This is a genomic window from Streptomyces gilvosporeus (assembly GCF_002082195.1).
GTDB lineage: Bacteria > Actinomycetota > Actinomycetes > Streptomycetales > Streptomycetaceae > Streptomyces > Streptomyces gilvosporeus.
In genome coordinates this window covers 5,026,591-5,045,499 of the sequence record NZ_CP020569.1, presented here as the reverse complement: position 1 = coordinate 5,045,499, position 18,909 = coordinate 5,026,591, and the positions used below count along the sequence as shown (strand labels likewise).

Below are 18,909 nucleotides of genomic sequence, written 5' to 3'. Positions count from 1 at the left end.
AGCACCGCCCGCACCCCGTCCATTCCCGGCAAGCCGGCCGGCCGCGGACTACCCCACCGCGGCGGCGCGGGACCGGACGATCCGCGCGGCCGACGTCCCCAGCCCGGTGGGCGCCACGAGCCGCGCCGGGGCCCCCGATCGGTGGCGCAGCGCGGATTCCCGGTAGCGGTGGCAGCGGTGATGCCAGGCGAGGATGCCGGACATCCAGTCCTCCAGTTCCCGGACGTGCGCCGCGAGGGCGGCGCGGCCGTCGGCGGACAGCATGAAGTCGTCGCAGACGAGGGGCAGTTCGTTGGCGGCGATGTGCTGGAATTCGCGCATCCGGGAGGTCATCAGATCGTTGATGACGGCCAGTGCGGTCGGGTAGTCGCAGTCGAAGAAGTTCTGGACGACGAGGATGCCGTTGTGGATCTCGCCCTCGTACTCGATCTCCTTCTGGTACGAGAAGACGTCGTTGACCAGCATCGCGTAGTCGGCGGCGGCGTTCTCCAGGGAGCGCAGGGTGCCGGTGCGATGGATCTCGTCCGGGATCCGCCGGCCGTGCCCGAGGCGGCCGAGGGCCATCGTGACGTCCGAACCGAAGGTCGCCCGGCGCATTTCGAGGTAGTCGACGGGGTCGGGGATACGGTTCTGCACCTGGTTGTCGAGCTCCCAGAGCCAGGCGGCCGTCATCGTGTCGACGGCGGCGCGGAAGATGCGGCGCGCGTCGGGGGTCATGGGGCCCGCCGTACGGGACCACAGGTCGGCCAGGCCGCGTTCCATGGCGGTGACCGGTGCGGGGGCGGGGGTGGCGTCGTCGACCGGCATCAGGGCCGACAGCCGCGCGGTGGTCGCCTTGGCGGCGGCCAGGTCGCGGGTCCGGCCGAAGACCGCGGGGTAGTAGTCGTCGGCGTAGGTGCCCCAGGTCTGCCACTGGGCGTTGAGGTCGAGTTCCTCGGGGGTGGCGTCCGGGTCCATACCCGCCGCGGCCAGCGGCAAGTCGTATCCGGCGAGCGCCTCTTCGTCCCAGATGCCGGAGTGCGGGACGCCGGGCTCCGGCTCCAGCAGGCCCATCCGGCGCGCCCAGGCGAGGCAGTTGCGGCGGGCGCGGTCCAGATGGGGGCTGACGGAGGCGGTGAACGGCATGAAGATGTCGGGGATACGGGACGGGCCGACCTTCCGGAACGGCGCATGGGTGTAGCGGCGCACGCGGCGGATCTCGGAGGCGGCGAGGGCGGCGTGCACATCCGTGGCGGAGGTGCCGATCCCGCCGACGGCGAACGGCGACCAGGAGGCGGCGCCCGGGGCGCCCGCCCCACCGCCGTTCATATAGCGGCTGGAGCGCAGATGCCATTCATGGCCGCCGGACTGCCAGTCCTGGAGCCCCTTGGCGTACGCCAGCACCGCGGCGCAGGACTGCGGGTCGAGGGCCTGCTCCGCGAAGAGGACGGGAAGTTCGGTGAAGACGGTGTTCTCGAACTGCTGGAGGCGGGAGGTGATCAGCTCGTTGACGGAGTCCGCGGCTTCCTGTGTCGTGCAGCCCAGGAAGGTCTCCAGGACCAGGACGCCATTGCTCAACTCACCCTCGTCCTGCGTCTCGCGCTGATAGGAGAAGAGGTCGTTCCGCAGGTGGACGGCGTCGGCGAAGGTGTCCCTGAGCACCCGCAGCGGCCGCGTCCCGGCGACGGCGGCCGGGACCTCGGCCCCCGCCGCGTACTCCACCAGGCCCGCGGACCACGGAGCGCCGCCGACCTTGCGCCGCATTTCGATGTACTCGACGGGGTTGGGGACGCGGTGGATATGGATATTGGAGAGTTCCCACAGGGATTCGTTGAGCAGTTGCTCGGTGCTTTCCCGGAACCGCGCCCGCCATGCTTTCGACATCGCGGGTACGGTGCGCGCCCACAGATCGGCGAGCCCCGCCTCCACGGGGTTGGTCGGCTCCGGTACGGGCGTCTCCAGGTCCATCGGCATGAAGTCCGGCAGCCGGTCGAGATATTCCTTCCCGCCCGCGCGGTCCAGGGTCCGTTTGAATTTCTCCAGGAAGTGGTCGTCGAAGAAGAAGACCCAGACGTACCAGTCGGTGACCAGCGAGAGTGCCTCGGCGGAGCAGTCCGGATGGGTATAGGCGCACAGCAGGGCGTAGTCGTGCGCGGCGAGGTCTTTTTCGTCCCAGATTCCCGAGCCCTCCAGCATTTCCAGGCGCCGGGCCCATTGCGTCGAGTGCCGCCGGGCCTCTTCCAGATGCGGGTTCAGCCGCGCCGGATACGGCGCATAGAAGTTCGGCAATTCGAACGGCTGTGTCGTCGGCCGGGTCATTGCTGCCGCCTCTCCCACGGGTACCGGCATACCGGTGCATGCCGGATTTCCGGCACAGCACTACCCGGGGGCGGGGCGGAATAGCCTTTTACGGCATTAACTTGCCTTCAGGGGCGGGTTGTTGGTAAAAGGCCGCGCCCCCTCACCCGCGGCCGCCCGCAACGCCAGTCCCGCCAGCGCCTCCGGCGCACCGGCCTGGCCGCGGATACCGGGGAAGGCGTTGATGTCCACGATGAGCGGCGCCCCGTCCCCGGCGTCGAGGATGTCCACGCCGTAGACCTCCAGGCCGAAGACCTCGCCGATCCGCAGCGCCGCGGCGCGCCAGTCGGCGGGCAGCTCGTCCACGGGCAGCGGCAGCGCCGGGCCGCGGCCGCCGGGGGCCAGTTCGGAGCGGCGGCGGGCGGCGAAGAGGCGGCCGTCGACGACCCACAGCTTGTGGTCCCAGCCGCTGTTGGCGGTGAACTCCTGGACGATGACGGGCTCGTCGGGCCAGGCAGCGGCCAGTTCCCGCAGCCGCGCCGCGCCATCGGCGCGGGCCACCAGATCGCCGCGGCGGCTGTGCCGGCTCTTGACGACCAGGGCCGTGGCCGGTTCACCGGCGGCCAGGCGGGCGAGGGCGGGTACGGAGCGGGTCGCGGCGAACGGCAGCCCGGCGCCCCGCGCCAGCTCGGCCATCTGCACCCGGTCCTGGCAACGGGCGGTGGCCGCGGCCGAGTTGACGACCACCGCACCGCGCTCCTCCAGGACGGCGGCCAGGGCCAGCGCCCGCGGCGTGCGCGCCTTGAGGAGATAGACATCGGCGAGACCGGCGCCCGAGGCGGCCGGCGGCCCGGGGTCCGCGCCCGGGTCCAGGACCTCCACCCGGTGGCGGGGTTCCAGGAGCGCGGCGGTGGCGGCCAGCAGCGGATGCCCGGGATCGGCGGTCACCAGGCAGATCCTCATCGGGCGCCCTCCAGCGCCAGGGCCGCCACCGGAGCGTCCGTACGCGCCCCGTCCCGCGCGAGCCGCAGCACCGCATCCGCCACCCGCGCCACCGCATCGGGCACCTGACGGAAGCTGGGGAAGTCGTTGACGTCCACGACCACCGGCCCGTCCGGCCCGAGCAGGATGTCGGCGCCGTACAGGTCCAGCCCGTGGACCTCGCCGATGCGGGCGGCGATCCGGGCGATTTGGGGGGTGAGCGGGACCTCGCGTTCGCGGACGGTGTGCGCGGGGTGCAGCGGGGAGCGGCGCTCGGTGGCGAAGAGGTCGCCGGCCACGCTGTAGACCTTCAGATCGGTGCCGGAATTGGGCACATAGGGCTGCGCGATCAGCAGCCCGCCGCCGGCGTTCTCGTCCCCCGCCTCCAGCAGGCACTCGGGCGAGGCGACCAGCCGTACCGCGCGCCCGGAGCTGCCGTCGGCGGGCTTGACCACCAGCGGGTAGGCGCTCGCGGGCAGTTCGGCGAACTCCTCGGGCCGGGCCGCGACATAGGTGGGCGGAACGGGCAGTCCGCTGCGGGCCGCGAGCACCGCCGCCAGCGCCTTGTCGCGTACGCCGCGGATCACCCGGGCGTCGTTGACGGTCGTCAGGCCGACCGCGGCGGCGGCTTCCAGCAGGGTCAGGCCCGGCCCGCCGGAGACGGTCTTGAGCACCCAGGCGTCATGGCTGCCCGCCCGTATCGCCTCCGATATCCGGATCAGCGAACGGCCCGGCCACACCACGTCCACCTGGTGGCCCCAGGCATCGAGTTGGCGGATCACATCCAGCGGCATGCCGTCATGGCGGTACTGCTCCTCCACCAGGAAGCACAGTTTCATCGATCCACCCCAAAAGCCCACTGAAGCCCCGGCCAACGCCGCATGACGCACCAGGATCCCATGTGCCCCATAGGCACCACCCCTGTGGTACGCGTGCGGCGCCCCCCGCGGTGCGCATACGGCACTCCGGGCATGTTTCGGCGACGTTACGCCACCCGGCTCGGCCGTCCCGTACCCATGACCTGGGCGGCCGCGCGGGCACGCGAGGGCTGCGCCACCCGCCTCCCCACCTCGTGAATCCCGCATGCCGGAAGCCTTGTTCCGCTTCTGGCGCGGTCCTAAGGTTCGGGCCACCCCGGGGAGCAGTCGGCAAGAGGTACACACGTACCGCAGTACGGGAAGCAGGCGAGCGGGTTGGCGAACGCACAGCACAGCGGCTTCGGCAGACGAGGATTTCTGGCCGGGGTCGGCGGATTCATGGGCGCGACGGGCATCGGCGGCACGGCCTCGGCGGACGCCGCCGCCCCGGATGCCGCCCACGGACAGTACGGCAGGGACGACGGCCTGCGGCCCGCGCACTTCCACGGGCCGCGGCAGCTGCTCGTCCCCGAGGTGCTGCTGCTCCCGGAGGGCCCGGTACGCGGCCGGGCGGTCCTGGTGGAGGGCGGGACCTTCCGCCGTATCGGCCCGGCCGAAGAACTCCTGCGCGCCCACCGGGACCTGCGGCCGGTCCGCCTCGACGGCCGTCTGCTGATGCCCGGTTTCGTCGACGCCCACCATCACCTCACCCAGAGCTTCGGCAAGGCCCAGTCCTTCGGGCAGCCCTCCGAGATCTTCAAGACGGTGTGGGAGCCGCTGGAGCACGCCCTGGACGAGGAAACGGCCTATCTCTCGGCGAAACTGGCCGCATTGGAGGCGCTGCGCGGCGGTTTCACCACCGTCGCCGACGCCGGCACCCGCGCCCCGGTCGATGTGGCGGCCGTGGCCAAGGGCACCGAAGAGGCCGGTATCCGCTGCGTCCTGGGCAAAATCGTCTCCGACGGCACCGGCGGTCCCGCGCACCTGGCGCGGTGGGAGAAACATCCGCTGATCCATCCGTCGCTGGCCATCGCCGTCCCCGAGGACGCCACCGCCACCGTCATCAAGCACGCCGCGGACCTGTGCGCGGAGGCGGGAGCGGTCCTCCAGATCCATGTGAACGAGCATCTCGCCTCCGTGGAGCGGTCGCTGAAGAGCGTGGGCCGCCGCCCGGTCGACTATCTGCACCACATCGGCGCCCTGGGGCCGCACACCCTCGGCGCGCACGCCACCCTGCTCACCCCCGCCGAGATGCGGATGCTCGCCGACTCCGGCGCCGCGATCAGCTACAACCCGGTGGCCAGCGCCTGGAAGGGCAATGCCGTCGCCCAGGCCGACATGCTGGCCGCGCTGGACGTCCGGTTCGGGATGGGCACCGACGGCACCCGCGGCGACGGCTTCCGGCTGCTGGACGCGGCCGAGTCGGCACAGCGGCTGACCAGCGGCATGGCGACCGGCGACTCGGTGTGCGGCGCCGGACGGCGCTGGCTGGAACACGCCACCTCGCGCAGCGCCGATGCGCTCGGACTGGGCCGGGTCACCGGTCAGATCGCGGTCGGCAAGGCCGCCGACTACCTGGTCGTGGACCTCGCCGTCCCCGAACTCACCCCGTCCTACGACCTCCAGTGGGAACTCGTCCGCCTGGCCAACCGCGATCTGATCACCGCGGTGGTGGTCGACGGCCGGCTGCGGCTGTGGGAGGGCTGGCCACCGGACTGGGACGCCCGCGCGCTGGTGCAGCGGGCGGCGAAGGCGGGGCCCGAGGTCGTACGGAAGGCCGACATCCAGCGCGTCGAGCCGCGGTAGGGCGCGGAGGGGTAGGGCGCGCACGGGGGAGAGCGCATGGCCGGGCGTCTTACGGGGACGGCGCCCGCAAAAGCCGGGGCGGTGACTGGTGGCGGCCGGTCACCGCCCCTTCGCGTCTCCTCTTGACTCCCTCTCCTCCCCCGGCATCCACCGGGCCACGACCAGCGCCGCCCCCACCACTCCCGCCGCCAGCACCAGCGTCGCCGTGTGCAGCCCGCCGGTGAACGCCGCCACCACCGCCTCCCGCACCCGCCCGTCCGTCGTACGGGCCTCGGCCGCGGCCACCGTCGTCGGCCGGCCGGGCCCCGCCAGCGCCGCGGGCAGCCGGGCCGTGAACACCGCCGTGGTGATCGTCCCCGTCACCGCGATCCCCAGGGCGCTGCCCAACTCCCGTGCCAGGCTCTGGAGTCCGGAGCCGGTACCGGCCCGCGCGACGGGCAGCGCGGCCATCATGACGTGCGACAGGAGCGGGGTGGCGATGCCGCAGCCGAGCGCGGTGAGCCCGGCGCCCAGGGCATAGAGCACGTACGGGGTAGCGGCATCCGCGGCGGACACCGTCGCCAGCCCGCCCGCCAGCACCACCATGCCCACCACCACCGTGCCGCGCCGCCCGCACCCCCGCTCCAGCCACAGCCCGCAGCGCGGCCCGGCCAGCAGCGCCGCCGCCATCGGCAGCAGCCGCACCCCCGCCCCCAACGGCCCGTATCCCTTGGCGTATTGCAGATACTGACCGTTGAGATAGAAGAGCCCGAACATGCCGGTGAACAGCGCCGCCATGCCGACCGCCCCCGCGCGGACACCGGGGCGGGCGAACAGCCGCGGGTCCAGCAGCGGCTCGGCGACCCGCAGTTCACGGCGCGCCCAGCCGGCCAGCAGCACCCCCGCCACGACCAGCGCCCCCAGCACCACCGGGCTGCCCCACCCCGCCTGCGGCCCCGACACCATCCCGTACAGCAGGGCGAGGAACCCCGCGGTCAGCAGCGCACTGCCCAGCGGGGCGAGCGGACGCGGATGGCGGGCGGTGACCGGGGTGACCGCGGCGGCCAGCAGCAGCGCGGCCAGCGCGAGCGGCACCAGGCAGACGAACAGGGTGCGCCAGGTGCCGAAGTGCAGGGCCGCACCCCCGCCGACGTTGCCCAGGACGGCGGCGAGCCCGGTCATCGACGCCCAGACGGCGATCGCCCGGCGCCGCGGCCCGTCCGCCAGCCCGTCCACCAGGAGCGCGAGCGTGGTGGGCAGGACGGCGGCCGCGCCCGCCCCGCTGAGCATCCGCCCCGCGATCAGCACACCGATGTGCGGCGCCGCCGCGCACACCGCCGCCCCGGCCGTGAACACCGCCATCCCGCACAGCAGCGTGCCCTTGCGCCCCCGCCGGTCGGCCAGCGCCCCGGCCGGCACCAGCAGACAGGCGAACACGACGACATAGCCGTCGACGACCCAGACCACCGCCTCCGCGGAGGGGTGCAGGGACCCGGCGGCCAGGCGGGGAACGGCCAGGTTCACGGCGGAGACCATGCCGACGACCAGGGTCACGCACAGGCACAGGGCGGCGGTCAGCGCGGCGCGCGGCCGACGCACCGAACGGCCCATCGGACCGGCCCTACGCCGGGCCGGACGGGGCGGTGCCCGTACCCCGCGCCCGGTCGAGGGTGGCGTGCAGCGTCAGCCGGTCCCCGCGCAGGTGGATGAACTCCAGGTCGGCGGGGCGGCCGTCGGCGAGCCGGGTGAGCCGTTCGACGGCCAGCACCGCGCCGCCCTCGGGCATCGCCAGCACCGCGCAGGTCGCCGGATCGGCGACCACCGCCTGCACCGCCACCTCGGCCCGGCCCAGCGGCAGCCCCACCCCGCGCTCGATCAGATCGAAGACGTCCTGCCCCTCCAGCGCGCCCCGCCCGCGCGCCAGCAGCGGCTCCCCCACCTCCGGGATCAGATAGGTGCAGTCCAGCGACAGCGGCGTCCCGTCGACCCGGCGCAGCCGCTCCAGATAGACGGCCGGCTCCCCCTCCGCCAGCCCCAGCCGCCGCGCCACCGCGCCCGGAGGCCGCACCGTCCCGGCCTCCCGCACCTCGTTGACCACCGTGCCGTGCCGCTGGAGCACCTCGGCCAGCCCGGACAGTTCCCCCAGCGGATGCCGGTACGTCCGCCCGACCACCACCGTCCCCACCCCGCGCCGCCGCTCCACCAGCCCCTCGTCGCGCAGCAGCCCCAGCGCCTCGCGCACGGTGTTCCGCGTCGCCCCGAACTCCGCGATCAGCGCCCGCTCGTCCGGCAGCACCCCACCGGGAAACGCCCCGTGCAGCACCTGCCCCCGCAACACCTGCGCCACCCGCCGCGCCCGGTCGGCCCGCGTCAGCCCCTCCCCCCATGCCGCCCCGTGCCCCGGTATCGGATCGTGCATGACGCCTCCTCGTTGCCCCCGGCCGGGCCCCGACGCTAGGCGCCCCGCATTACGGCGGAGTTACGCCACCCCATCTGACCTGCATCGATGGCTGACCTGGAGATTTGATGACGGACTCTTGGCCAACGCCACCTATACGGTGGGCCCACCCTCGTACCGCCTTCTTGAAGGGTCGCCCGCCATGCCCCACAAGGCCGCCCCGTTCGACGCCCTGGACCGCAAGATCGTCGCCGCGCTGATGGAGAACGGACGGGCCAGCTTCGCCGAGATCGGCACGGCCGTCGGGCTGTCGTCCACCGCGGTCAAACGCCGCGTCGACCGGCTGCGTGCCGACGACGTGATCACCGGTTTCACCGCCACCGTGCGCCCGGCCGCGCTCGGCTGGCTCACCGAGGCGTATGTCGAGGTGTACTGCGACAGCGCCGCGCCGCCCCGGCGGCTGGCGGAGGTCGTCCGCAACCATCCGGAGATCACCGCCGCGATGACCGTGACCGGCGGCGCCGATGCGCTGCTGCACGTACGGGCCACCGACGTCGAGCACTTCGAGGAGGTCCTGGAACGGATCCGGACCGAACCGTTCATCCGCAAGACGATCAGCTTCATGGTCCTGTCACACCTCCTGCCCGACAGCCCCGAGGCGGGCGCCCGGCAGCCGTCCCCGGCCCATGAGCCCCGGGGCGAGTCCCTGCCGACGCAGCGAACCGGCCATAACCGGCCCTGATACGCAGCATTCCTGCGCCATTGAGCAGCTTTCGTTTCTTGTGGCCGGAATCGGACGCTCCGTACCGTGGAAGCGCATCGGGTGACGATCAGTCACCCCCGGTCACCCCGTCCCGCAGAAGCGAAGGGATGCTTGTGTGCTGACGTCTCGTGTGGCGCGCCCCCGGCGCTACCTGGTGTGCGAACCCAGGCATTTCGCCGTGCACTACGCCATCAACCCGTGGATGGACAAGGACGCGCCGGTCGACACCGCCCGCGCCGCCCGCCAGTGGCAGGCCCTGATCCGCACCTACCTCGACCACGGCCACCAGGTGGACTCCGTCCCCCCGGTCGCGGGCCTGCCCGACATGGTCTTCGCCGCCAACTCCGCCCTCACCCTGGCCGACCGGCCCCGCAAGGCCTTCGGCGCCCTCTTCCACGCACCCCAGCGGCGCCCGGAGGCGGGCGAGTACGCGACCTGGTTCAAGGCGGCCGGCTACGACGTCTACCAACCGGAAGCGGTGTGCGAGGGCGAGGGCGATCTCGTCCCGGCCGGCCGCTACCTCCTGGCCGGTACGGGCTTTCGCACCACCCGCGAGGCCCACGCCGAGGTCCAGGAGTTCTTCGGCGTCCCGACCATCGGCCTGCGGCTGGTGGACCCGTACTTCTACCACCTGGACACGGCCCTCTTCGTCGTCGACGACGCACCCGGGGACGACACGGGGAACGGCACCGGGGAGGCCACGATCGCCTACTACCCCGAGGCGTTCTCCTCCGGCAGCCGCGAGGTGCTGCGCCGGCTGTTCCCCGACGCCCTGCTCGCCACCCGTGACGACGCCCTGGCCTTCGGCCTCAACTCCGTCTCCGACGGCCGCCATGTCTTCATCTCCCCCACCGCGACCGGCCTCATCGCCCAGCTGACGGCCCGCGGCTACCTCCCCGTCCCCGTCGACCTCTCCGAGTTCCACAAGGCCGGCGGCGGCATCAAGTGCTGCACCCAGGAGATCCGCTGATGACCGCTCCCGCCCGTATCGCGCCCCCGCGGACCCCGCGTTCCGCCTCCGCCCTCATCGACGCCGAGGCGCCCGTCCTCGCCCACAACTACCACCCGCTGCCCGTGGTGATCGCCCGCGCCGAGGGCGTCTGGGTCGAGGACGTCGAGGGCCGGCGCTACCTCGACATGCTGGCCGGTTACTCGGCCCTCAACTTCGGCCACCGCCACCCGGCGCTGATCGAGGCCGCCCACCGCCAGCTCGACCGGCTCACCCTCACCTCCCGCGCCTTCCACCACGACCGCCTCGGCGAGTTCGCCGCCCGCCTGGCCGCGCTGACCGGCCTGGACATGGTGCTGCCGATGAACACCGGCGCCGAGGCCGTGGAGAGCGGCATCAAGGTGGCCCGCAAATGGGCCTACGACGTCAAGGGCGTCCCGGACGGCCGGGCCACGGTCGTCGTGGCCGCCGGAAATTTCCACGGCCGGACGACCACCATCGTCAGCTTCTCCGACGACGAGACCGCCCGCGGCGGCTTCGGCCCCTTCACCCCCGGCTTCCGTACCGTCCCCTACAACGACCTCGCCGCTCTCGAAGCGGCCGTCGACGAGACCACGGCCGCCGTCCTGATCGAGCCCATCCAGGGCGAGGCGGGCGTCCTCATCCCCGACGACGGCTATCTCACCGGCGTCCGCGAACTGACCCGGCGCACCAACTGCCTGCTGATCGCCGACGAGATCCAGTCCGGCCTGGGCCGCACCGGCCACACCCTCGCCGTCGACCACGAATCCGTCGTCCCCGACGTCCTGTTGCTCGGCAAGGCCCTCGGCGGCGGCATCGTCCCGGTCTCCGCGGTCGTGGCCCGCCGCGAGGTCATGAGCGTCCTCGGCCCCGGACAGCACGGCTCCACCTTCGGCGGCAACCCGCTGGCCGCCGCCGTCGGCTCCGCCGTCGTCGACCTCCTGGAAACCGGCGAGTTCCAGTCCCACGCCGCCGAACTGGGCACCGTCCTGCACGACGGCCTGGCCGCCCTCACCGGCAAGGGCGTCACCGGCTTCCGCACCCGCGGCCTGTGGGCCGGCATCGACATCGACCCGGCCCTCGGCACCGGCCGCGACCTGTGCGAACGCCTCCTCCACCACGGCATCCTCGTCAAGGACACCCACGGCTCGACCATCCGCCTGGCCCCGCCCCTGACGATCACCCGCGAGGAACTGGAGGGCGCGCTGGAGGCTCTGGCGCGGACGCTGACGTAACCGGGCGGACGTGTGCGGGGGGACATGTGCGGGGGCCACCGACAGGTCGGCTCCCCGCACACCCCTTCCTCCGGCTTCCCACAACGCTCACCCGCCCGGCCGCACGCTCCCCAGCCACAGCACATCACGGGCCCGCGTCATGGCCACGAAGAGCTGACTGCGGGCGAGTTCCGCCTGTTCGCGTGCGGTCTCGGGGCGGGGGCGGCGGCGAACGGCAGGTAGAAGCGCATGATCGGTGCCCGGGGGTTCGGTCCGGGTGGGAAGTCCACGGGATGGCCGGCGTCCTCAGGCCCCCCCGGGCCACCCCCACCAACACCCCCGCCGCCATGCGGGCCTGATGGGCCGCATCGGGGGTGGCGAACCAGGCGTGGAGCCGCGTCCACTTCTCCGGCTTCCGCCTACAGGGCCGCTTATTTCACTTTCCTTAGAACGTACGTTCTCTAGACTAGTCACCTTCTCGGCCGTGGACGGCCGAGCTTGTGCACTCGGTCGTTCATGCCTCGTCGCGCTCCCGACTGCCCCCTACGACAGGACGGTCACGGGTCGCATCCACCCAGCCTCTTGGTTCAGGGGGAGGGTGCGGGTGCGGTGACGAACACCCACGCCGCGCGTGCGCGGTCGCGCACGTTGACCCCGGCGACGACGTCTGCGGGGCCAGCGAGCCCGCACCGACGACAGCAAAAGCGGTCCCTGTTGGGCCGGTTGGCCCGCTCGGTATATCCACAACGCGGACAGCGCTGCGAGGTATAGGCCGCATCCACTTCAAGGAACGGCACCCCTGCCTTGCGCGTCTTGTAGGCGAGATGCTGTCCGAGCTGGCGGAAGGGCCAGGAGGAGAGTATGACCCGCTGGTCGCCACGTAGCCGTACCCGCTCGCGGATGCCATCGAGTTTCTCGACGGCGATCCCGCGACCGGTGCGTTGGGCGACGGACACGATCTCCTTGCTGATCCGGTGGTTCACATCCGCGGCATGGCGACGCTCCTTGCGTGCGCGACGGGCGAGGCGACGGGTGGCCGAGCGGGTGCGCCTGGCCTGGAGTTCGGGGCGTTTGCGGGCCTGCCAGCACCGGTAGCGGGACAGGCGGCGGCCCTGATGGTTGGTACCGTCGCTGGTGGTGGCCAGGTTCACGATCCCGCGGTCCACGCCGATGAAGCCGACCGGCTCATACGGCTCGGGATCGGGCAGGTCGCAGGTGGCGATCAGGAACCACTTTCCACCGCGCTGGACGAGATCGCTCTCGCCCTTGCGGTAGGCGACCAGCCTCTTGAACTGGTCGGGTGAGCAGGCGAACCGGACCCCTTTCATCCGCCCGTCCACGGTCCAGATCGAGACGGTGCGCGCGTCGTACTGCCAGGACAGACAGCGGTCATCGAACGGCTGGGCCGCCTGCGGCCGGAAGAGAATCGGCGTGCTGACCGCCTTGCGGTGCCGCTTGGTGGTGGGCGGGCCCAGGTTCCCGGCCCGCAGGTTGGCATTCAAGGTCGCGTAGGCGTCGACAACCTTCTTCACCGCCCGCACCACCGGCTGCGCGGACAACCCGAAGGTCGCCTTCAGATCCGCGTACACCGCCTTCTGCAGACCGTTCCGGTCCTTCAGCTCCTTGGCGAAGGCGACACCAGACGCGTGGTTGGCGGCCCGGTTGCAGACATGCAGGGTTGCTTCAAGGGCCGACGCCTGCACGGGCGTCGGCAGCAGCTTCACATGCACCACCAACTTCACAGCCCCGGACCGTAGTACGACCACCGCACACACAACCGCCTTTTGCCTCGCGATCATCACCACCGGTGACTCGCAGTACACACGTTCGCATCTCCCGCCTCCGCCGGACAGTCATGAGGGCGCTTCACCCCTGGCAAGGAGCAGAGGCGGCGGCACTCCGCATCTCGACTGCGGAAGGCGGTTCTCCCCCGCAAGCGGGAGGTACCCCCCACCTGACGTGAGGCCGCCGAGGATGCGTGGAACACCCGGGATCCGGAGCGGGTCGCCCTCGCCTATACCGAGGACTCGGTGTGGCGGAATCGGGACACCTTTCTGACCGGCCGGGACGAGATCGTGGCCTTCCTGCGGCGGAAGTGGGCGCGGGAGCGCGACTACGCGCTGCGCAAGGAGCTGTGGAGCTGGAGCGGGGACCGGATCGCGGTGCGGTTCCGCTACGAGTGCCGGGATGCGGCCGGGCAGTGGTGGCGCAGCTATGGGAACGAGTTGTGGGAGTTCACGGAGGACGGACTGATGCGGCGGCGGGAGGCGAGTATCAACGACGTGCCGATAGCCGAGTCGGAGCGGCAGATCTTCGGGCCGCGGCAGGGTGGAGACAGCTGACGGTGCCCAATCGGGCGCCGGGCGCGGCGGTTTCGGCATTGCTGCCGTTCCCGTTCCGCGGCGGTTTCGGCGCTGCTGCCGTTCCCGTTCCGCACCGCCGCCCCGCGGTCCTCCGCGCCGGCCGAAATCCGCCGGTCGGCGGCGCCGTCCCGGCTGGAGGAGGGCTTCTACGGCTCGGCGCGCCCCGAGGATAGGCCGCCGACCGGTGGAGCGCTAAGGTCGGTTTTCCAGGAACGTAACGGGGAAGGCAGCCGGCGATGGCGCAGGACGATGCCGTGATCGGCTGCACGGGGGTGCTGTTGCTCGGTACTCGTGGGACCGCCGGCCCCGGTGAGGTTCTGGTGTCGGTCAGGGGAGGCTCCGAGGCGTTTGTCGCCTGGTCGGCCGAGCCCCTTCCGGTGGGCGCGACGGTGCTCGTGGTCGAGTCCCGTGGCGCGCGCCAGGTCGACGTCATTGAGTGGGCTGATCCGTTGGAGGCGTTGACCGGCGATGCCGGCGACGCCGGTTGAGGAGACGAAGGATGTTCGGTTACCGCGTTCCGGCCCCCGATCAAGCCATGCTGATCTCGGGAGGCAAGCGTGGACAGGGGGGCGCGCCGTTCCGGGTGGTGACCGGACACGGCAAGTTCGTGCTGCCGGTGTTCCGCAAGGTCCGTTTCCTGACGCTGGCGATGTGCGAGGCGGAGGTCGCCGAGAAGTGCGTCACCCGGCAGGGCATCGCGCTGACGGTGCGTGCCGTGATCGCGTTCAAGGTCGGCAATGACACCGAGAGCGTGGTCAACGCCGGCCAGCGCTTCCTGTCCGACCAGGACCAGATGGCGGTGCTGACCGGCCGGATCTTCGCCGGTCATCTGCGTTCCATCATCGGTTCGATGACGGTCGAGGAGATCGTCACGGAGCGGCAGAAGCTGGCCACCGAGGTGCTGGAGACGTCCAAGACGGAGATGGCCAAAATCGGCCTGATCGTCGACTCGTTGCAGATCCAGTCGATCGACGACGGTGACACCGGCTATATCGCGGCGATGTCGGCCCCGCACAAGGCCGCCATCCAGCAGAAGGCGCAGATCTCCCAGGCCCAGGCCACCCAGGCGTCGGTCGAGGCCCAGCAGGAGGCCGCGCGCAACCAGGCCGAGTACCAGCGGCGGACGGCCATCGTGCAGGCCGAGTACAACGCCGAGGTCGAGCGCGCGCAGGCCAAGGCCGCGCAGGCCGGTCCACTGGCGCAGGCGCATGCGCAGCAGGAGGTGCTGGCCGCGCAGACCGAGCTGGCCGAGCGGGCGGCCCAGCTCCGCCAGCAGCAGCTGGTCGCCGAGGTGGTCAAGCCCGCCGAGGCGGAGGCCGAGCGGATCCGGCTGCTCGCCCTGGCCGAGGCCGAGCGGATGAAGATCCAGGCCGAGGCGGCCGCCTCGTACGACCGGGTGGCGCTGGACCGGATGGTCATCGACCAGCTGCCGCAGATCGTCAAGGAGGCCTCGGCCGGTCTCCAGGGCGCCAATGTCAACGTCCTCAACGGCGCCGACGGCCTCGGTGAGATCGCGGCCGGGCTGGTCGGCCAGGGCCTGACGATCCTGGACTCGGTCCGCCAGAACCTGGGCGGCACCGGCGCCCCGAACAACGCCGCCGGCAAGACGGACAAGGCCGGCCCCGCCGACAACGGCCAGGGCCACAGCGGCCGGATCGAGATCGAGTAGCCGAGAGCGGGTGAGCGGGGGCGGGGGCGGGGGCGGGGGCGGCTACGACGGCCCCCGCCCCCGCTGCCGTTCCTCCCGGTCGTGCTTGTGCCGGGCGTAGGCGACCAGGTGGTTCAGTACGGCGACGGTGGTGGCGATATCGGCGTCGTCGAAATCGGCGAGGGCCTCGTGCAGTCCGGCCTGGCTGGTCTGCTGGAGGCGCTGGAGGACGGCCCGGCCGTGCGGCGTGATCGCCACTTTGCGGGCGCGGCGGTCGAGCGAGTCCGGGGTGCGCTCGACCAGGTCCTGGGTTTCCAACTGGCCGATCTGCCGGGTGACATGGGGCGGCTCGACCATCAGCAGCGCTGCCAGGTCCCCGACCCTGCTGACGCCTCCGCTGTCCTCCAGTGCCATCAGCAGCCACAGATCGGAACGGGCCGCCGTGACGCCCGCCTGCATCGCCTGGCGCTCATGCGCCCGCGAGCGGGTGAGCAGATAGGACAGCGTGGCCAGCACTCTCTGCAGCGCGGCGGTGGGGTCCTGGTCACGGGACGTGTCACGGGCCGCGTCACGGACAGCGTCACGGGCCGACTCGTGCTCCCGGCCGGGGGCTGCGTCACGGGCCCGGCCGTTGGCCTGGTCTCTTGCGGGGTCCGGCATGGAGCGACTGTAGCCGCCTCCCCGACGAACGCGTAGCGGCAGCGGCCGATCGCGTTCCGTACCCGTAGAGCGGCCGCTTTGAGCCAACCTCCCGGCCCCGCCGGTCTCCCCTTCCCCGCCCCCTCGACCCGGGTTACCGTGGGAATCACTTAGTTACTTAACTTCGGTAATTAGGTAAAGCGAGTGTCGGTACATGCACGCCCGCGGCAACGGCGCCGCGTCCCGATCGTGGAAGGACAGCCGCATGACGACCGCACAACGACCCCAAGAAGCACACCACGCACACCCGGACACCCCCGCTTCCGCGGACGCCCTGACCGTCCCGGCCACCCGGGCCACCGGCTGCCCCTTCGACCCCGCCCCCACCGTGGAACGCGCCCGACGCGAGGAGCCGGTCACCCGGGCCACCCTCTGGGACGGCTCGTCCTGCTGGCTGGTCACCCGCCACGAGGACGTCCGCACGGTCCTCGGCGACCCGCGCTTCAGCGCCGATGCCGCCCGCCCCGGATTCCCCTTCCTGACCGCCGGCCTCCGCGAACTGGCCACCGGCACCCGGGCGTCGCGCACCTTCATCCGCCAGGACGACCCGGAGCACGCCCGGCTGCGCCGGATGCTCACCGCCGAGTTCATGGTCAAGAAGGTGGAGGCGATGCGCCCCGAGGTGCAGCGCCTGACCGACGAGCTGCTCGATGCGATGACCGACGGCAGGAACGCGGCCGATCTCGTCGCCGAGTTCGCGCTGCCGCTGCCGTCCCTGGTGATCTGTCTGCTGCTCGGCGTCCCCTACGAGGACCACACCTTCTTCCAGCAGCGCAGCGCCGTGCTGCTCAGCCTCCGGTCGAGCGCCGAGGAGGCGCGCGCCGCGTCGGACGAGCTGCTCGCCTATATGACGCACCTGGCCGAGGCCAAGCGGGAGCGGCCGGACGACGGGATCTTCAGCCGGCTGGTGGCACGCGGCGAGCTGGACTCGGAGGAAATCGCCTCCATGGGACGCCTGTTGCTCATCGCCGGGCACGAGACCACCGCCAATATGACGGCGCTGTCCACGCTCGCGCTGCTGCGCAACCCCGGCCAGCTGGCCCGGCTGCGCTCGGAGCCGTCGCTGATCAAGGGCGCGGTGGAGGAGCTGCTGCGCTATCTGACGATCGTGCACAACGGCGTCCCGCGGGTCGCCGTCGAGGACGTCACGCTCGGCTGCCGGACGATCCGCGCCGGCGAGGGCGTGCTCTGTGCGCTCAACACCGCCAACCGCGACGAGGCCGTCTTCCCCGGGGGCGACACCCTCGACGTCGGCCGCGACGCGCGCCGCCATATCGCCTTCGGCTTCGGCGTCCACCAGTGCCTGGGCCAGCCGCTGGCCCGGGTGGAACTCCAGATCGCCCTCGAAACCCTGCTGCGCCGCCTGCCGGGCCTCCGGCTCGCCGTCCCCTTCGAGGAGATCCCCTTCCGCCACGACATGGGCATCTACGGGGTCCACGCGCTGCCGGTCGCCTGGTAGCCCTCCCGGTCGCCGGGCAGTCCAGCGGGTCGCCCCCGTCGTCGGACCAACCACCACATCCCTCACCCCTCACTTGGAGCCAGACCATGCGTATTCACGCCGACCAGGAGAAGTGCTGCGGCGCCGGAAGCTGCGTACTGGCGGCGCCGGACGTGTTCGACCAGCGCGACGAGGACGGCATCGTCGTCGTCCTCGACGCCGAACCGCCGGCCGCGCTGCACGACGCGGTCCGCGAGGCCGCGGCCATCTGTCCCGCCGCCGCGATCTCGGTCACCGACTGACCGCACCCCGACCGCCGTACGTGCCGGCCCCGCACCGACGACGGGCCCGGCGCAGGTCCAGGGTGGTTCTGGCAGGCCCAGGCACGGCGGTCATACGTCCAAGGGGGCACTGGTTACCGGCCAGGGGGCGACGCATTGTCGACGGTATGACCACCCCTACCTCTGTCGCCGCGTACGCCGCACCCGCCCCGAAGGCTCCGCTGGAGCGGACCACCATTCCGCGCCGTGAGCTGGGTTCCCACGACATCCTCATCGACATCAAGTACGCCGGCATCTGCCACTCCGACATCCACACCGTGCGCGCCGAATGGGGCGACGGCGGGAACTTCCCCATCGTCCCGGGCCATGAGATCGCCGGTGTGGTCGCCGCGACCGGTTCCGCCGTCACCCGCTACCAGGTGGGCGACCGGGTCGGCGTCGGCTGCTTCGTCGACTCCTGCCGGGAGTGCGACAACTGCCGGGCCGGCCTGGAGCAGTACTGCACCGGCGAGTCCGGCAACATCGGCACGTACAACGCCACCGGCCGGGACGGACAGCCGACCTACGGCGGCTACTCCACCCACCTGGTCGTCGACGAGCACTACGCGCTGCGCATCCCGGACGCCCTCCCGCTGGACGCCGCCGCCCCGCTGCTGTGCGCCGGGATCACCCTCTACTCCCCGCTCGCCCACTGGAAGGCCGGCCCCGGCAAGAAGGTCGCGGTCGTCGGCCTCGGCGGTCTCGGCCACATGGGCGTGCAGATCGCGCACGCGATGGGCGCGGAGGTCACGGTCCTGAGCCAGTCGCTGCGCAAGAAGGACGACGGTCTGCGGCTGGGCGCCGACCACTACTACGCGACCTCCGACCCGGCCACCTTCGAGGCGCTGGCCGGCTCCTTCGACCTGATCCTCAACACCGTCTCGGCGGATCTGGACATCAACGCCTACCTGGGGCTGCTGCGCACCGACGGCACCCTGGTGCAGGTGGGAGCGCCCGAACGGCCGCTGTCGCTCGCGCCGTTCGCCCTGATCCCGGGGCGGAAGTCGTTCGCCGGCTCGATGATCGGCGGCATCGCGGAGACGCAGGAGATGCTCGACTTCTGCGGGGAGCACGGCCTGGCCGCGGAGATCGAGGTGATCGGCGCGGAGCAGATCAACGAGGCGTACGAGCGGGTGCTGGCGAGCGACGTCCGCTACCGGTTCGTGATCGACACCTCGACGATCTGATCCCAGCCG

At 71.9% G+C, this 18,909-nt stretch carries 16 protein-coding genes and 1 pseudogene; 10 read left to right on the top strand and 7 right to left on the bottom strand.

The annotated features are described in order from the left end of the window. Window positions 1-48 precede the first annotated feature (48 nt). The 3 genes from B1H19_RS22465 to B1H19_RS22455 form a co-directional block, all read right to left on the bottom strand. On the bottom strand, window positions 49-2,298 hold the full coding sequence (locus tag B1H19_RS22465) for a terpene synthase family protein (protein ID WP_083106597.1): 2,250 nt from the start codon (window positions 2,296-2,298) through the stop codon (window positions 49-51). A 96-nt stretch (window positions 2,299-2,394) separates the two neighbouring features. Continuing rightward, complete coding sequence (locus B1H19_RS22460) at window positions 2,395-3,240, bottom strand: ATP-grasp domain-containing protein (RefSeq protein WP_083106596.1); 846 nt, start codon at window positions 3,238-3,240, stop codon at window positions 2,395-2,397. Then, on the bottom strand, window positions 3,237-4,097 hold the full coding sequence (locus B1H19_RS22455) for an ATP-grasp domain-containing protein (RefSeq protein WP_083106595.1): 861 nt from the start codon (window positions 4,095-4,097) through the stop codon (window positions 3,237-3,239). Before B1H19_RS22455 ends, B1H19_RS22460 begins: the two co-directional genes overlap by 4 nt. 417 nt (window positions 4,098-4,514) lie before the next feature. On the opposite strand from B1H19_RS22455, the gene B1H19_RS22450 reads away from it, so the two are divergent. Next, the gene (locus B1H19_RS22450; protein ID WP_083106594.1) at window positions 4,515-5,921 is read left to right on the top strand and encodes an amidohydrolase family protein; all 1,407 of its coding nucleotides are present in this window, start codon (window positions 4,515-4,517) and stop codon (window positions 5,919-5,921) included. A 99-nt stretch (window positions 5,922-6,020) separates the two neighbouring features. Here the strand turns inward: B1H19_RS22450 and B1H19_RS22445 are convergent, their stop codons facing one another. Further along, window positions 6,021-7,511 (bottom strand): MFS transporter, encoded by a 1,491-nt coding sequence (locus tag B1H19_RS22445; RefSeq protein ID WP_083106593.1) that lies wholly within the window; start codon window positions 7,509-7,511, stop codon window positions 6,021-6,023. Window positions 7,512-7,521: 10 nt separating this feature from the next. Further along, the gene (locus B1H19_RS22440) at window positions 7,522-8,319 is read right to left on the bottom strand and encodes a GntR family transcriptional regulator (protein WP_083106592.1); all 798 of its coding nucleotides are present in this window, start codon (window positions 8,317-8,319) and stop codon (window positions 7,522-7,524) included. 181 nt (window positions 8,320-8,500) lie between these two features. Between B1H19_RS22440 and B1H19_RS22435 the strand changes: the two genes are divergently transcribed. From B1H19_RS22435 to rocD, 3 genes are all read left to right on the top strand, one after another. Beyond that, on the top strand, window positions 8,501-9,040 hold the full coding sequence (locus B1H19_RS22435) for an Lrp/AsnC family transcriptional regulator (protein ID WP_083106591.1): 540 nt from the start codon (window positions 8,501-8,503) through the stop codon (window positions 9,038-9,040). A 136-nt stretch (window positions 9,041-9,176) separates the two neighbouring features. Further along, window positions 9,177-10,031 carry a dimethylargininase gene (ddaH, locus tag B1H19_RS22430; RefSeq protein ID WP_159028114.1) on the top strand — a complete coding sequence of 285 codons (855 nt, stop codon included), beginning with the start codon at window positions 9,177-9,179 and terminating at the stop codon, window positions 10,029-10,031. Beyond that, window positions 10,031-11,266 carry an ornithine--oxo-acid transaminase gene (rocD, locus tag B1H19_RS22425; protein ID WP_083106589.1) on the top strand — a complete coding sequence of 412 codons (1,236 nt, stop codon included), beginning with the start codon at window positions 10,031-10,033 and terminating at the stop codon, window positions 11,264-11,266. Before ddaH ends, rocD begins: the two co-directional genes overlap by 1 nt. Window positions 11,267-11,832: 566 nt before the next feature. Here rocD and B1H19_RS22420 read toward each other — a convergent pair. After that, complete coding sequence (locus B1H19_RS22420) at window positions 11,833-12,969, bottom strand: RNA-guided endonuclease InsQ/TnpB family protein (RefSeq protein WP_237289467.1); 1,137 nt, start codon at window positions 12,967-12,969, stop codon at window positions 11,833-11,835. A 237-nt stretch (window positions 12,970-13,206) separates the two neighbouring features. Between B1H19_RS22420 and B1H19_RS22415 the strand changes: the two are divergent. The 3 genes and pseudogenes from B1H19_RS22415 to B1H19_RS22405 all read left to right on the top strand — a co-directional run. Then, a pseudogene (locus B1H19_RS22415) lies at window positions 13,207-13,587 on the top strand (nuclear transport factor 2 family protein); the annotation flags it as partial. Window positions 13,588-13,844: 257 nt separating this feature from the next. Next, window positions 13,845-14,096 (top strand): hypothetical protein, encoded by a 252-nt coding sequence (locus tag B1H19_RS22410; protein ID WP_083106588.1) that lies wholly within the window; start codon window positions 13,845-13,847, stop codon window positions 14,094-14,096. Window positions 14,097-14,107: 11 nt separating this feature from the next. Beyond that, the gene (locus B1H19_RS22405) at window positions 14,108-15,277 is read left to right on the top strand and encodes a flotillin family protein (protein ID WP_083106587.1); all 1,170 of its coding nucleotides are present in this window, start codon (window positions 14,108-14,110) and stop codon (window positions 15,275-15,277) included. A 42-nt stretch (window positions 15,278-15,319) separates the two neighbouring features. On the opposite strand, the gene B1H19_RS22400 is transcribed toward B1H19_RS22405, so the two are convergent. Continuing rightward, window positions 15,320-15,916, bottom strand: coding sequence for a MarR family winged helix-turn-helix transcriptional regulator (locus B1H19_RS22400; protein WP_237289464.1), 597 nt, complete (start codon window positions 15,914-15,916; stop codon window positions 15,320-15,322). Window positions 15,917-16,160: 244 nt separating this feature from the next. Between B1H19_RS22400 and B1H19_RS22395 the strand changes: the two genes are divergently transcribed. The 3 genes from B1H19_RS22395 (at window position 16,161) to B1H19_RS22385 (ending at window position 18,900) form a co-directional block, all read left to right on the top strand. Continuing rightward, entirely contained in the window at window positions 16,161-17,414 is a 1,254-nt protein-coding gene (locus B1H19_RS22395) for a cytochrome P450 (RefSeq protein ID WP_083109800.1), read from the top strand. Window positions 17,415-17,500: 86 nt separating this feature from the next. Continuing rightward, a complete protein-coding gene (locus tag B1H19_RS22390; protein ID WP_030068346.1) occupies window positions 17,501-17,695 on the top strand; it encodes a ferredoxin in 195 nt (64 codons plus the stop codon). A gap of 146 nt (window positions 17,696-17,841) precedes the next feature. Next, window positions 17,842-18,900, top strand: a complete 1,059-nt coding sequence (locus B1H19_RS22385) for an NAD(P)-dependent alcohol dehydrogenase (protein ID WP_083106586.1) — start codon at window positions 17,842-17,844, stop codon at window positions 18,898-18,900. The last annotated feature ends 9 nt before the right edge of the window (window positions 18,901-18,909 follow it).